The sequence below is a fragment of the Klebsiella sp. TF21-TM genome, assembly GCF_019753495.1.
Taxonomy (GTDB): Bacteria; Pseudomonadota; Gammaproteobacteria; order Enterobacterales; family Enterobacteriaceae; genus Klebsiella; species Klebsiella quasipneumoniae.
This window is the reverse complement of the sequence record NZ_JAIJYL010000012.1, coordinates 53,403-67,065: the sequence shown is the minus strand read 5'-3', so window position 1 is coordinate 67,065 and position 13,663 is coordinate 53,403. Positions and strand designations below refer to the sequence as shown.

General features: G+C 59.0%; 14 protein-coding genes. 5 read left to right on the top strand and 9 right to left on the bottom strand.

Annotation, left to right across the window (positions count from 1 at the left end; genetic code table 11):
• Nucleotides 1-85 precede the first annotated feature (85 nt).
• The 8 genes from phnK to K5R89_RS13475 all read right to left on the bottom strand — a co-directional run bounded on the left by phnK (nucleotide 86) and on the right by K5R89_RS13475 (nucleotide 5,659).
• Nucleotides 86-844, bottom strand: coding sequence for a phosphonate C-P lyase system protein PhnK (gene phnK / locus K5R89_RS13510; protein WP_023291666.1), 759 nt, complete (start codon nucleotides 842-844; stop codon nucleotides 86-88).
• Nucleotides 841-1,689: an alpha-D-ribose 1-methylphosphonate 5-phosphate C-P-lyase PhnJ gene (locus K5R89_RS13505; RefSeq protein ID WP_002885202.1), complete on the bottom strand. Its 849-nt coding sequence runs from the start codon at nucleotides 1,687-1,689 to the stop codon at nucleotides 841-843. Before K5R89_RS13505 ends, phnK begins: the two co-directional genes overlap by 4 nt.
• On the bottom strand, nucleotides 1,682-2,746 hold the full coding sequence (locus K5R89_RS13500) for a carbon-phosphorus lyase complex subunit PhnI (RefSeq protein ID WP_023291667.1): 1,065 nt from the start codon (nucleotides 2,744-2,746) through the stop codon (nucleotides 1,682-1,684). The genes K5R89_RS13505 and K5R89_RS13500 overlap by 8 nt, the downstream gene beginning before the upstream one ends.
• A complete protein-coding gene (gene phnH / locus K5R89_RS13495) occupies nucleotides 2,747-3,331 on the bottom strand; it encodes a phosphonate C-P lyase system protein PhnH (protein WP_008807244.1) in 585 nt (194 codons plus the stop codon).
• Nucleotides 3,328-3,780 carry a phosphonate C-P lyase system protein PhnG gene (gene phnG, locus K5R89_RS13490; RefSeq protein ID WP_032454588.1) on the bottom strand — a complete coding sequence of 151 codons (453 nt, stop codon included), beginning with the start codon at nucleotides 3,778-3,780 and terminating at the stop codon, nucleotides 3,328-3,330. Before phnG ends, phnH begins: the two co-directional genes overlap by 4 nt.
• Nucleotides 3,781-4,506 (bottom strand): phosphonate metabolism transcriptional regulator PhnF, encoded by a 726-nt coding sequence (phnF, locus tag K5R89_RS13485; RefSeq protein WP_023291670.1) that lies wholly within the window; start codon nucleotides 4,504-4,506, stop codon nucleotides 3,781-3,783.
• Between the two features lie 155 nt (nucleotides 4,507-4,661).
• Complete coding sequence (gene yjdN / locus K5R89_RS13480; protein ID WP_023291671.1) at nucleotides 4,662-5,096, bottom strand: VOC family metalloprotein YjdN; 435 nt, start codon at nucleotides 5,094-5,096, stop codon at nucleotides 4,662-4,664.
• Between the two features lie 227 nt (nucleotides 5,097-5,323).
• Nucleotides 5,324-5,659 (bottom strand): zinc ribbon domain-containing protein YjdM, encoded by a 336-nt coding sequence (locus tag K5R89_RS13475; RefSeq protein WP_023291672.1) that lies wholly within the window; start codon nucleotides 5,657-5,659, stop codon nucleotides 5,324-5,326.
• Nucleotides 5,660-6,203: 544 nt separating this feature from the next.
• Between K5R89_RS13475 and proP the strand changes: the two genes are divergently transcribed.
• Entirely contained in the window at nucleotides 6,204-7,706 is a 1,503-nt protein-coding gene (gene proP / locus K5R89_RS13470) for a glycine betaine/L-proline transporter ProP (RefSeq protein WP_023291673.1), read from the top strand.
• 49 nt (nucleotides 7,707-7,755) lie between these two features.
• Here proP and melR read toward each other — a convergent pair whose 3' ends face one another.
• Nucleotides 7,756-8,694 carry a transcriptional regulator MelR gene (melR, locus tag K5R89_RS13465; RefSeq protein WP_217259474.1) on the bottom strand — a complete coding sequence of 313 codons (939 nt, stop codon included), beginning with the start codon at nucleotides 8,692-8,694 and terminating at the stop codon, nucleotides 7,756-7,758.
• Nucleotides 8,695-8,933: 239 nt separating this feature from the next.
• Here melR and K5R89_RS13460 point away from each other — a divergent pair, with 239 nt between their 5' ends.
• From K5R89_RS13460 to K5R89_RS13445, 4 genes are all read left to right on the top strand, one after another.
• Nucleotides 8,934-10,286: an alpha-glucosidase/alpha-galactosidase gene (locus tag K5R89_RS13460; RefSeq protein ID WP_023291675.1), complete on the top strand. Its 1,353-nt coding sequence runs from the start codon at nucleotides 8,934-8,936 to the stop codon at nucleotides 10,284-10,286.
• A gap of 92 nt (nucleotides 10,287-10,378) precedes the next feature.
• Nucleotides 10,379-11,794 carry a melibiose:sodium transporter MelB gene (gene melB / locus K5R89_RS13455; protein WP_044525156.1) on the top strand — a complete coding sequence of 472 codons (1,416 nt, stop codon included), beginning with the start codon at nucleotides 10,379-10,381 and terminating at the stop codon, nucleotides 11,792-11,794.
• A 275-nt stretch (nucleotides 11,795-12,069) separates the two neighbouring features.
• Nucleotides 12,070-13,026, top strand: coding sequence for a plasmid segregation protein ParM domain-containing protein (gene parM / locus K5R89_RS13450; protein WP_032454592.1), 957 nt, complete (start codon nucleotides 12,070-12,072; stop codon nucleotides 13,024-13,026).
• Between the two features lie 9 nt (nucleotides 13,027-13,035).
• Entirely contained in the window at nucleotides 13,036-13,407 is a 372-nt protein-coding gene (locus K5R89_RS13445; RefSeq protein ID WP_017900087.1) for a plasmid partitioning/stability family protein, read from the top strand.
• Nucleotides 13,408-13,663: the final 256 nt, after the last annotated feature.

Below are 13,663 nucleotides of genomic sequence, written 5' to 3'. Positions count from 1 at the left end.
TTGCCGGGTGGCGCTTCGCTGACCCGGCCTACGAATAACGCATCTGCAGGCCGGGTAAGGCGCAGCCGCCGCCCGGCAAACAGCGTCAGTTCTGCAATACCGACGACACCAACAGCTGGGTGTAAGGGTGATGCGGATCGTCGAGCACCCGGTCGGTTAAGCCACTCTCCACCACCTGGCCCTGCTTCATCACCAGCAGTCGGTTAGCCAGCAGGCGGGCGACGCCGAGATCGTGGGTGACAATCACCACCGCCAGATTCAGCTCCACCGCCAGGCCGCGCAGCAGATCAAGCAGCCGCGCCTGCACGGACACATCCAGCCCGCCGGTGGGTTCATCCATAAACACCAGCTTCGGCTGGGTGACGAGATTGCGGGCGATCTGCAGGCGCTGCTGCATGCCGCCGGAAAAGGTGGTGGGCAGGTCGTCGATGCGTGAGGGCGGGATCTCCACCTCCTGCAGCCACTTTTCGGCGGTGGCGCGAATGTTGCCGTAGTGGCGGGCGCCGGTGGCCATCAGCCGTTCGCCGATGTTGCCCCCGGCGGAGACCTGGCGACGCAGGCCGTCCATCGGGTGCTGATGCACCACCCCCCATTCGGTGCGCAGCAGGCGGCGGCGTTCGGCTTCGCTCATGGCGTACAGCGAGCGCTGCTGGTACAGCACCTCGCCCCGCTGCGGCGTCAGGCGGGCGGAAATCGCCTTCAGCAGGGTGGTTTTACCGGATCCGGACTCCCCAACGATGCCGAGCACTTCCCCCGGCCACAGTTCGAAGGAGACGTCGCGGAAGCCTTTATCCGGGGCATAGAGATGGGTCAGGTGATTGACGGCAAGTAACGGCTGGCTCATTTTTTCTGCCCCTCGCTCTGCTGGCGGCAATAGTCGGTATCGGAGCAGACAAACATCCGCTGGCCGCTGTCATCCAACACCACTTCGTCGAGGTAGCTGTGGCGCGAGCCGCAGATGGCGCAAGGCTCATCCCACTCCTGGACGGTAAACGGATGGTCGTCGAAATCGAGACTTTCCACCGGGGTATAGGGCGGCACGGCGTAGATCCGCTTTTCGCGCCCGGCGCCGAACAGCTGCAGCGCCGGCATCATGTGCATTTTCGGGTTATCGAATTTCGGGATCGGCGAGGGGTCCATCACGTAGCGGCCATTGACCTTCACCGGGTAGGCGTAGGTGGTGGCGATATGGCCGAAGCGGGCGATATCTTCATACAGTTTCACCTGCATCACGCCGTACTCTTCCAGGGCGTGCATAGTGCGGGTTTCGGTTTCGCGCGGCTCGATAAAGCGCAGCGGCTCCGGGATCGGCACCTGATAGATCAAGATCTGATCCTCCACCAGCGGCGTCTCCGGGATGCGGTGGCGGGTCTGGATCAGGGTGGCGTCTTCAGTGCGCTCAGTGGTGGCGACGCCGGTCACGCGCTTAAAGAACTGGCGGATCGACACCGCGTTGGTGGTGTCATCGGCGCCCTGGTCAATCACCTTCAGCACGTCGTTCTCGCCGATGACGCTGGCGGTCAGCTGGATGCCGCCAGTGCCCCAGCCGTAGGGCATCGGCATTTCGCGACCGCCGAACGGCACCTGATAGCCGGGAATGGCTACCGCTTTGAGAATAGCCCGGCGGATCATGCGCTTGGTTTGCTCGTCGAGATAAGCAAAGTTATAGCCAGTCAGTGGGTTAGCCACGTTCGTTCTCCCGTTGCAGGCGTTTCAGCAGCGCCAGTTCGGCCTGGAAATCGACATAGTGCGGTAGCTTCAGATGCGAGACGAAGCCGGCGGCTTCAACGTTATCGGCGTGGGCCAGCACAAACTCTTCATCCTGGGCGGGACCGGCAATCTCTTCGTCATAGTCCGCCGCCTGCAGGGCGCGGTCGACGAGGGCCATGGCCATCGCTTTGCGCTCGCTCATGCCGAAGGTCAGACCGTAGCCGCGGGTGAAGTGCGGCGGTTCATCCTGCGGGGCGACGAAGCCGTTGACCATTTCGCATTCGGTCAGCAGCAGCTCGCCAATATTGACGCTAAAGCCCAGCTCTTCCGGGACAATCTCCACCTGCACGTAGCCGCTGCGGATCTCGCCGGCAAACGGATGGTTGCGGCCATAGCCGCGCTGAGTCGAATAGGCCAGCGCCAGCAGGTAGCCTTCATCGCCGCGCATCAGCTGCTGCAGGCGCGAAGAACGCGAGCAGGGGTAGACCGGCGGGGTGCGGGTGATATCGTCGGGCGGTGTGCCGCGATCTTCCTCGGCCTTCGCCAGCCCCTGCTGCGTGAGCAGGCTGAAAACATGCGGCGAGGTCGGCGCTTCGCTATCGGCTTTCGGCACAGACGGCGCGTCGCCGTTCGCCAGCAGGGTAAAATCGAGCAGGCGGTGGGTGTAGTCGTAGGTAGGGCCCAGCAGTTGACCGCCGGGGATATCTTTGTACACTGCCGAGATGCGGCGTTCGAGACGCATTCCGGCGGTGTCGATCGGTTCGCTAACCGCCAGCCGCGGCAGGGTGGTGCGGTAGGCGCGCAGCAGGAAGATCGCTTCGACGTTATCGCCGCTGGCCTGCTTGAGCGCCAGCGCCGCCAGTTCGCGATCGGCGATGCCGCCCTCGGTCATCACCCGGTCCACCGCCAGATTGAGCTGGTCGCTTATCTGGTCAACGCTCAGTTCGGGAAGCCGTCCATCGCCCCGTCGTTTCTGTTCCTGTAAGGCGTGAGCGGCGCGGATCGCCTTCTCGCCGCCCTTGACGGCAACGTACATTTAGCAAACCTCCACGTGGGTGGTGCGCGGGATCGCCAGCAGGCGCTCGCCGCAGGTTAGGATCAGGTCAATGCCCAGCGGGAACGGGTGCGGGCGCTCCGTCAGTTCGTCAATGATGCAGTCCGGCAGCTGAGGGGCGATCATTCGCTCTTCGGCAATGCCTGCCCCGGTCAGGCGCAGCATGCGCCCGCCGCTCAGGCTGGCGAGCTGGACGATCAGCGTGACGCCGGTCTCCGGGGCGGTGACGGTGCCCGCGGAGAGGACGTTGAGCTGCTCGGCGCTGATGCCGTCATTGGCGACCGCAAAGACCGCCTGCTGCGGCTGGTCCACCAGCGGCGCGCCGGTATGGAAGCGCAGATTCTGTCCCACCAGATCGTTATGCAGGGCGCTGGCGAGCCAGACCGGCGTTTCGTGATCGGCAAGGGTCAACAGCAGGCTGGTGGAGGCGACGTTCAGCGGCTGCCAGCCGTGCTGCAACTGCTGCAGGGAGACAATCACCCCCGGCTCGCTCATCGCTTTCAGCAGGCGACGAAAACTGTGTTGGGCATCCTGCACAGCCAGGGTAAAAGCGGGTTGTAAGGTCATGCGTTATCTCCGCGAACCAGGGTAAAGAAGTCGACCCGGCTGGCGTTGACTTCGGCGCGTCGGGCTTCAATGCGCGCGCTGCGTAGCGCTTCCAGCGGGGTTATCAGGGTTTCCATTAAATTGTGAAAATGGCGGGGCGACTGCAGCAGGGCGTCGATGGCCGCGCAGCGTTCGGCGTGCGGGCGGTCGCGGCCTAAGATCCAGCTGTAGCCGAGCGTACCATCGGCCAGACGTACCGCCGCCCGGGTGAGCGTGGCGTCGCCGGCGAAGAAACGGTCGCCGATACCGCCCATCCGGGCCTGAAGCTGCACCAGGCCTGTCTCGGGAGAGCGGATCAGCTCATACTCCGGCGCCAGCTGCAGGGCGTGCATGCGTGCCAGAAGATCTTGCGGTTCACTGTGGGCCAGCACGGACATCCAGCGCTGGCGGGTGGCGGTATCGAAGTGCATTCAGTGCTCCATGGTGAATTCAATCATGTCGGCGCGGGTCAGGCTGACGGAGTATTCGGTGACGGCCTGCTCGCCCTGGCGGCTGTTGAGAGTGCGCACGCAGAGCAGCGGCGCCATATTGGGGATCTCCAGCAGCTTGCTCTCTTTCGCCTGCGCGCGACGGGCGCTGATTTTGGTGCGCACCCGGGTCAGTTCGACGTCAAGCCGATCGCGGAGCAGGTTGTGCAGCGAGCCGTGGCTGAAGGTCTGCAACACCGGCCAGAAGCGCAGGTCGGCAAAGTAGTGGTCAATCAGGCACAGGGCGACGCCATTGACCCGGCGCAGGGTGCGCAGGTGGATGACATTCTCGCCCTCGCTAATGCCAAAGGCCTCGGCAACGTGCGCGCTGGCGGGGCGCAGTACCGACAGCAGTTTTTCGCTGGTGGGATCGCTGCCTTGTTCCAGCAGGTTCTGGCTGAACCGCGCCTGGGCATTGAGCGGGTAATCGATCGGCCGCATCAGCACCAGCACGCCGACGCCCTGACGGCGTTGTACCCAGCCGCGCTCAACCAGCTGGTCGATAGCCCGACGCAGGGTATGGCGGTTTACGTCGAAGCGCGTCGCCAGCTGCTGCTCGGCGGGCAGATAGTCGCCGCAGCGATAGTGGTGGCGCAGCTCCTGCTCAAGCCGGGCGGCGATTTCCTGATAGCGCGTGGGATAACTGGTCGGATGTCTGGACAGGTGCATGGTCATCAAGCCTCACACAGCATAGGCGAGGAGCCTCCTCGCGTTGTGAGTCGATCCTGACCGGTTTATGTTGCAGTTCTGTTAAGTGATGATGACTAAAGGATGAAGAGTTAATGCCAGACGGATGACAGGGCGGCCAGGCCGCCCTGGCGAGGTCAGCCTTGTTTGACCACGTTGATCATCCATGGGACGCCAAAGCGATCGACGACTTTGCCGAAGCCGTGGGCCCAGAAGGTTTCCTGCCAGGCCATCTCAATGCGCCCGCCGACCGCCAGCGCGTCGAACCAGCGCTGGCCTTCAGCGACATCGTTGGGATCGAGGACGAGGGTGAAGCCGGCGTAATGCACATCGGGCCCGAAGGCGCTGTCGCTTAGCATCAGCTCGCCGTTGCCGATGCGCAGGCTGGCGTGGGCGATGGCGTCATCCGCCATCTTCTGGCCAGACGGGCAGCCGTCAGAGGCTTCCTGCGCCGAAGGCGGCATTTCGCCAAAGGTCATTTTAAACATCAGCTCGGCGCCCAGCGTCTGCTGATAGAAGGCGATCGCCTCGGCGCAGTTGCCCGCAAAGGCAAGGTAGGGACTTAAGGACATGGTGAATACCTCAGTGACCGTAACCCGTAAAGCGTAGTCGCCCACAGCGGGATTGAGCCAGACGGCAGCGCGAAAATGGGGCGGGAATAGTGCTGCAGGCGGCAGCGTAAATAGCGGCGGCTGGCGGGATAAATAACCGGATGCGCAGGGAGGCGAAGGGCAGTGAGGATATCGGGAGCGGCGACGGCGATAGGGGAAAATAATCGCGTCGCCTGCCCGGAAATAAATCAGTTCTTTTTGACGAATTCAGATTTCAGCTTCATCGGGCCAAAACCGTCAATTTTGCAGTCAATATTGTGATCGCCTTCGACCAGGCGGATATTCTTCACTTTGGTGCCGATTTTCAGCATCGAAGAGCTGCCTTTAACCTTCAGATCTTTCACTACCGTGACGCTGTCGCCATCGGCCAGTAAATTGCCATTGGCATCTTTAACGATCAGAACGTCGTTTTCTTCCGTGGCTTCGGCAGGGTTCCACTCATGGGCGCATTCCGGGCAGATGTACATGCCGTTGTCTTCATAAGTGTAAGTCGAATCGCATTTTGGACAGTGTGGCAGTTGCATGACGTTCCTCGTGATGTCGTCGAAAAACAGGACGTTGGTCCTTTAAACAGCGGCTGAGAGCCGAAAGTGGCTATGATTATAGCGCAATCACCCACTTTTGTCGGGTGTTTTTTTGCTAAAAAATAGCCGGGGCGCTATTCCGGGAAGAACCGAATAATTGCTGAAATTAACCGCCGGCGATGGAACAACATCGACGAAATAATTTCCGGGCGATCGGCAGGAAATGAACTTATTTATTTTCTGGGACTCTGTAATTAGGCGGTAAATTTATGTGAAGTTGATCGCAGATATAAACCCTGTTAGGGTAAAAAAGGGGAGCAGGTCAATTTCATCAATGATGACGATGAGCCGCTCCATTTATTCACCAGTAGCCACAGCAGGCGTCAACAGGTTCGGTTGTACATTCTGTCAGCAGACAGTGCAGGCAAACCTGCTACGCTTGAAATGAGGAGCACAGCAATTCACCGCTCCTGACGCACGTTGCGAATGGCTTTGCCATTCGGCGAAGAGACGTGCATTCAAGGCGGAGTAGCAGAGGAAAAATATGCTTAAAAGGAAAAAAATAAAGCCCATCACCCTTAAGGATGTGACCATCATCGACGATGGTAAACTGAAAAAGGCGATCACCGCGGCCTCTCTGGGCAACGCGATGGAGTGGTTCGATTTCGGCGTCTACGGCTTTGTGGCCTACGCCTTAGGTAAAGTCTTCTTCCCCGATGCCAACCCAAGCGTGCAGATGATTGCCGCACTCGGTACCTTCTCCGTTCCATTTTTAATTCGTCCGCTGGGCGGCCTGTTCTTCGGGATGCTGGGCGATAAATACGGTCGGCAGAAAATTCTCGCGATAACTATCGTGATCATGTCGATAAGTACTTTCTGTATCGGCCTTATTCCTTCGTATGCCACGATAGGTATCTGGGCGCCGATCCTGCTGCTGCTGTGTAAAATGGCGCAAGGCTTCTCGGTCGGTGGTGAATATACCGGGGCGTCGATCTTCGTCGCGGAATACTCCCCTGACCGTAAACGCGGGTTTATGGGCAGCTGGCTGGACTTTGGCTCCATCGCCGGGTTTGTGATGGGGGCCGGCGTGGTGGTCCTGATCTCCAGCGTGGTGGGGGAACAGAACTTCCTTGAGTGGGGTTGGCGTATCCCGTTCTTCCTGGCGCTGCCGCTAGGCATCATCGGCCTCTATCTGCGCCATGCGCTGGAAGAGACCCCGGCGTTCCAGCAGCATGTGGACACCATGGAGCAGGGCGATCGTGAAGGTCTGCAGGACGGGCCGAAGGTCTCTTTTAAAGAGATTGCCACGAAGCACTGGCGCAGCCTGCTGACCTGTATCGGTCTGGTGATTTCCACCAACGTGACCTACTACATGCTGCTGACCTACATGCCGAGCTACCTGTCGCATAACCTGCACTACTCGGAAGACCATGGGGTGCTGATCATCATCGCTATCATGGTCGGGATGCTGTTTGTACAGCCGGTTATCGGTATGCTTAGCGACCGTTTCGGCCGTCGCCCGTTTATCCTGATTGGTAGCGTGGCGCTGTTTGCCCTGTCGATCCCGGCCTTCATTATGATCAACAGCAACGTGACGAGCCTGATCTTCGCCGGTCTGCTGCTGCTGGCGGTGGTGCTGAACTGCTTTATCGGGGTGATGGCCTCCTCGCTGCCGGCGATGTTCCCGACGCACATCCGCTTCAGCGCCCTGGCCAGCGCCTTTAACATCTCGGTGCTGATTGCCGGTCTGACGCCAACCCTGGCGGCGTGGCTGGTGGAGACCACTCAGAACCTGATGATGCCAGCATACTACCTGATGGTAATCGCGGTGGTGGGTATGGCGACGGGCCTGTCGATGAAAGAGACGGCTAACCGTCCGCTGAAAGGGGCGACCCCGGCGGCGTCGGATATTCAGGAAGCGAAAGAAATCCTTGGCGAGCACTACGATAATATCGAGCAAAAAATCGAAGATATCGATCAGGAGATCGCCGATCTGCAGGCAAAACGGTCGCGTCTGGTGCAGCAGCATCCGCGTATCAACGACTAACTGTTTTCACTGCTAATCATGCCGCCTGGGGAAACCCCGGCGGCATTTTTTATGCCTCCGGCAAGGCCAGACCGTGACGACGCTGTTGGCTAAGTTTACGGTACTGCTGCGGCGGCATCCCCACGTAGCGGGTAAAGGTGCTGTAGAAGCGGCTGCTGGAGCGGAAACCGGCGGTGAGGGCGATATCCAGGATGGTCTTGTCGGTATCGCTCAGCAGCGCCCGCACGTGATTGATGCGCATGGCGGTAATGTACTGCTTCATGGTTTGCTGCATCACTCGCTGGAATACCCCCATCGCATAGTTCGGGTTGAGCTTAACGTGCTCGGCGACGGCATTGACGGTCAGCGCCTGGTCGTAGTGGGCGGCGATAAACTCCAGCATCTGGCTGACATAAAACTGCGCATGGCGCGAGACGCTGTTCTTATGGGTGCGCGAGGTTTTGTTGACCAGAATCGGCTGCCAGCCGGCGAGGCTCAGCCGCTTCAGCATCAGGGCGATTTCATCGATCGCCAGCTGGCGAATCTGTTCATTGTCGTGGTTCAGCTCCTGCTGCCAGCGGCGCACCTCGAAGGCGCTCAGCTGCTGGGCGGCGAGGGATTTAATCACCATCCCGTGAGTGACGTGGTTGATCAGCTCCCGGTCCAGCGGCCATGAGAGAAACAGATGCATCGGCAGGTTAAAGATCGCCATCTGCTGGCAATCCCCCGGGCGGGTCAACTGATGCGGCGTACAGGCCCAGAACAGGGTGATATAGCCTTTCTCTATGCGCACTACTTCGTTATTAATCACATATTCCACGTCGCCATCGAACGGCACGTTGACCTCCACCTGGCCATGCCAGTGGCTGGTAGGCATGGCGTGCGGCCGGCGCAGCTCGATATCCATACGCTGATACTCAGAGTAGAGCGCCAGCGGGCTGCGGCTCTGCTTTTCATCGCTGCTGCACATAAAGGGATCGGGGGGCAGGGAGGTGAAGCGGTATTCCATCGTTAGCGTATTCCTGAATTGTCAGAGTGGCTGCATTTTTCGCCAGAACTGACGACAGCTTAGCGGAAGAATCGGCCCATTTTCTCTCCTTTTTGCGCAATCTGTTCCCGAAAACTCAGATTTTGTGGCGCTTAATGGCCGATCTGAGCTTTCGGGAATGCTCCGGTGGGAACAGGGCAGCGCAACGCTGAACGGCGTGCCACTCTGCAAGGGTTCAATGACCAGATGGAGAGAGCGTAATGACCGCCCCAAAAATTACCTTTATCGGCGCCGGTTCGACGGTGTTCGTTAAAAATATTCTCGGTGATGTTTTCCAGCGCCCGGCGCTGAAATCGGCGCATGTCGCGCTGATGGATATCGATGACACCCGGCTGGAAGAGTCGCATACCGTGGTGCGCAAGCTGATGGATTCCGTCGGCGCGAAGGGCGAAATCAGCTGCCATCGCGATCGCAAAACCGCCCTGCAGGGCGCTGATTTCGTTGTGGTCGCCTTCCAGATTGGCGGCTATGAGCCCTGTACCGTCACCGATTTTGAGGTCTGTAAACGCCATGGCCTGGAGCAGACCATCGCCGATACGCTGGGTCCGGGGGGTATTATGCGCGCCCTGCGCACCATACCTCACCTGTGGGCTATCTGCGACGACATGACCGAGGTCTGCCCGGACGCCACCCTGCTTAACTACGTCAACCCAATGGCGATGAACACCTGGGCCATGTACGCCCGCTACCCGCATATTAAACAGGTTGGCCTGTGCCACTCGGTGCAGGGAACGGCGGAAGAACTGGCGCGCGATCTTGACCTCAACCCGGCGGATTTACGCTACCGCTGCGCCGGGATTAACCATATGGCGTTCTATCTCTCGCTGGAGAAAAAGCTCGCCGACGGCAGCTATGTCAGCCTCTATCCCGACCTGCTGCAGGCCTACGCCGATGGGCGCGCGCCGAAGCCTAACCTGCACGGTAACCCGCGCTGCGAAAACATCGTCCGCTATGAGATGTTCAAAAAGCTCGGCTACTTTGTGACCGAGTCATCGGAGCATTTTGCCGAATACACGCCATGGTTTATCAAGCCGGGCCGCGAGGACCTTATCGCCCGCTATAAAGTGCCGCTGGATGAATACCCGAAACGCTGCGTCGAGCAACTGGCCAACTGGCATCAGGAGCTGGAGAGCTATCAGCGCGGCGAGCGCATCGAGGTGAAGCCATCCCGTGAGTATGCCAGCACCATCATGAACGCCATCTGGACCGGCGAGCCAAGCGTGGTGTATGGCAACGTGCGCAATGACGGCCTTATCGACAACCTGCCGCAGGGCTGCTGCGTGGAAGTGGCTTGCCTGGTGGACGCCAACGGCATTCAGCCGACCAAAGTGGGCGCGCTGCCGGCGCATCTGGCGGCGCTGATGCAGACCAACATCAACGTGCAGACGCTGCTCACGGAGGCGATCCTCACCGAAAATCGCGATTACGTCTATTACGCCACGATGATGGATCCGCACACCGCCGCGGTGCTGGGGATCGAAGAGATCTACGCGCTGGTGGACGATCTGATCGCCAGCCACGGCGACTGGCTGCCGTCCTGGCTGCATCGTTAATCTTCTCATGCCGCCGGGGGCAACGACCCGGCGGCGTCCTGCATGCTCTATCAAACACTGAAGGAGGCGCTGGCGACAGCGACCTGTACCCTATGAGTATTTCAATGACAACAAAGCTCAGCTACGGATTTGGTGCCTTTGGTAAAGATTTCGCTATCGGTATCGTCTACATGTACCTGATGTATTACTACACCGATATTGTTGGACTGTCGGTTGGGGTGGTCGGCACCTTGTTTCTGGTGGCGCGGATCCTCGATGCGATAGCCGATCCGATCATGGGTTGGATCGTCAACTGTACGCGATCGCGATGGGGGAAATTCAAACCGTGGATCCTGATTGGCACGATAACCAACTCGGTGGTGCTGTATATGCTGTTCAGCGCCCATCACTTCTCCGGCGGGGCGCTGCTGGCATGGGTGTGGCTGACCTACCTGCTGTGGGGGTTCACCTACACCATCATGGATGTGCCGTTCTGGTCGCTGGTGCCGACCATTACCCTCGATAAACGCGAACGTGAACAGCTGGTGCCGTATCCACGCTTTTTCGCCAGCCTGGCGGGATTCGTCACTGCCGGCGTCACGCTGCCGTTTGTCAGCGCCGTGGGCGGCGCCGACCGCGGTTTCGGTTTCCAGATGTTCACCCTGGTGTTGATCGCCTTCTTCGTGGTTTCCACCCTCGTCACGCTGCGTAACGTCCACGAGGTTTACTCCTCGGATAGCGGCGTGAGCGAGGATGCCAGCCATCTTTCACTGCGCCAGATGGTGGCGCTGATCTATAAAAACGATCAGCTGGCCTGCCTGTTGGGCATGGCGCTGGCCTATAACACGGCGGCGAATATTATTGCTGGCTTTGCGATTTACTACTTTACCTACGTGATTGGCAGCGCGGAGATGTTCCCGTATTACATGTCCTACGCCGGCGCGGCGAATCTGCTGACGTTGGTGCTGTTTCCGCGGCTGGTGAAAGGGCTGTCGCGGCGCATTCTGTGGGCGGGCGCTTCGATCATGCCGGTGCTGGGCTGCGGCGTGCTGTTGCTGATGGCGCTGAGCGGGGTCTACAACGTCGCGCTGATTTCGCTGGCCGGCGTGCTGTTGAATATCGGCACCGCGCTGTTCTGGGTGCTGCAGGTTATTATGGTGGCCGATACCGTCGACTACGGCGAATATACGATGAACATCCGCTGCGAAAGTATCGCCTATTCGGTGCAGACGCTGGTGGTGAAAGCGGGCTCGGCGTTCGCGGCCTGGTTTATCGCCATCGTGCTCGGTATCATCGGTTATGTGCCGAATGTGGCCCAGTCGTCCCAGACGCTGCTGGGGATGCAGGCGATTATGATTGCGCTGCCGACGCTCTTTTTTGCCCTGACGCTGTTTCTCTATTTCCGCTATTACAAGCTCAACGGCGATATGCTGCGTCGCATTCAGATTCACCTGCTGGATAAATATCGCCGGGTACCGGAAAATGTGGCTGAGCCGGAACGGCCCATTGTGGTACCCAACCAGGTGTAAAAAGCGTTCGAAAACAGCTGACGAAAGAGGGGAGGGATGCTCTCTTTTTTGGACAAAAATGAGCGTTGAAAGCGGACGAAAAGAGAAAAGGCATTTCTCTAATTTGTCTCAAAATATTCTCTATCTAGGTTCGTGAAGTTGTTATTTGCTCTAATTGTTCTCAATTAAAACTCAGAATTGTCTCTTTTTCGTGCTCTTGCGCTGCTTTTTAACTCTTGCTACTCTTTTTGGGTGTTACATTTTTCTCTTATTTGTCTCAGTGATGGAGCAATGCGATGCGCATTTTTATCGATGATGGTTCAACCAATATCAAAATGCTGTGGGAGCAAGATGGCGAAACTTTCACCCATATCAGCCCCAATAGTTTTAAACGCGGCTGGTCTGCCACCTTCGGTTCCGGGAAGCCCTTTAACTACACCGTGGATGATGAAAAGTACTCATTCGACCTGATCACTCCCGATGCGCTCCCGACCAATAATATTGACTGGCAGTACAGCCCGTTGAACTCCATCGCTGTCCATCACGCGCTGCTGACCAGCGGTCTTGAGCCACAGGACGTCGAAATAGTTGTGACGCTGCCGCTGACTGAATTTTATGACGAGGATGCGCAATATCGCCTCGATAACATTGAGCGTAAGAAAAAGAGCCTGCTGCGCGAAGTTAAGCTGAATAAAGGCGTGGTGTTTAACATCACCAAAGTCACCGTGCGCCCGGAATCGATTCCGGCGGGCATTAGCCTGTGCGATGAACTCAAGCCCTCCCATTCGGTGTTGATTATCGACCTCGGCGGCACCACGCTCGATATCTCGATGGTCGCCGGGCAGATGACCTCGGTTTCGCGCATTTACGGCGACCCGAAGCTGGGCGTATCGCTGGTGACCGACGCCGTTAAGCTGGCGCTGGCGCGGGCTAACACCGATACCTCAAGCTATAACGTCGACCAGATCATTATCAATCGCCATGACGAAGCGTACCTGACCGATAACATCAACGATCCGGATGCGGTTTCTGAGGTGAAAAAGGTGATCACTAACAGCATCGAACGTCTGACCACCCGCGTCCTGACGGCTATCGATAGCTTTAAAGGCTACTCGCATGCCATCGTGATTGGCGGCGGCGCGCCGCTGGTTGCCGATGCCATTCGTGAACGTATGGGCCTGCGTGAGGACCGTTTCGTGGTGGCTGAAGAGCCGCAGTTCGCCCTGGTGCGTGGTCTGAAAATTATTGGCTAAGGAGCGTCTATGACTCTGGAACGCAGAAAAGTGCTGATTTACCTGCGCCCGGATATCAGCGCCAGCGAGCGCTTTGCGGACGCAAAAATTGAGGCCCACCATCGCGGCGACCGTGGCGATATGTCGCGCACGGCGCTGCTGGCGGGGCTGGCGTTAGGGGAAGTCGATAGCCGCTTACCGTCGATGCTGGCGGCGCTGCTGGCGGAAGACACTAAACCGGAAACGCTGCGCAAGATGCTGGCCTCGTTCCTTGAGATCCAGCCGGCCTCTTCCGCCCCGACAGCCGCGCCAGCGGCCGCCCCGGCTAAGGCGCCGGAGCCGCCCGCGCCGGTCAGCGAGAGCGTTTCGGCGCGCAACCTCGCCGGTTCGCTGCCGGACTAAGCGCTATTCGCGGTTTACGCTATCCGGGAAACTCCCCGGCTTGCGCTGCGCTTAGCCGGGCTACTGTTTACACTGTCCGGTAGCCCGGGTAAGGCGGAACGCCGCGACCTGGGAAATTCCCCGGCTTGCGCTGTGCTTAGTTTGTAGGCCGGGTCAGGCGTAGCCGCCACCCGGCATACAGGCGGCTCCCTGGCTGTGGCCATGCCCGGCGGCGCTGCGCTTGCGCGGGCCTACAGAACCAATGCAATGAGTGAGC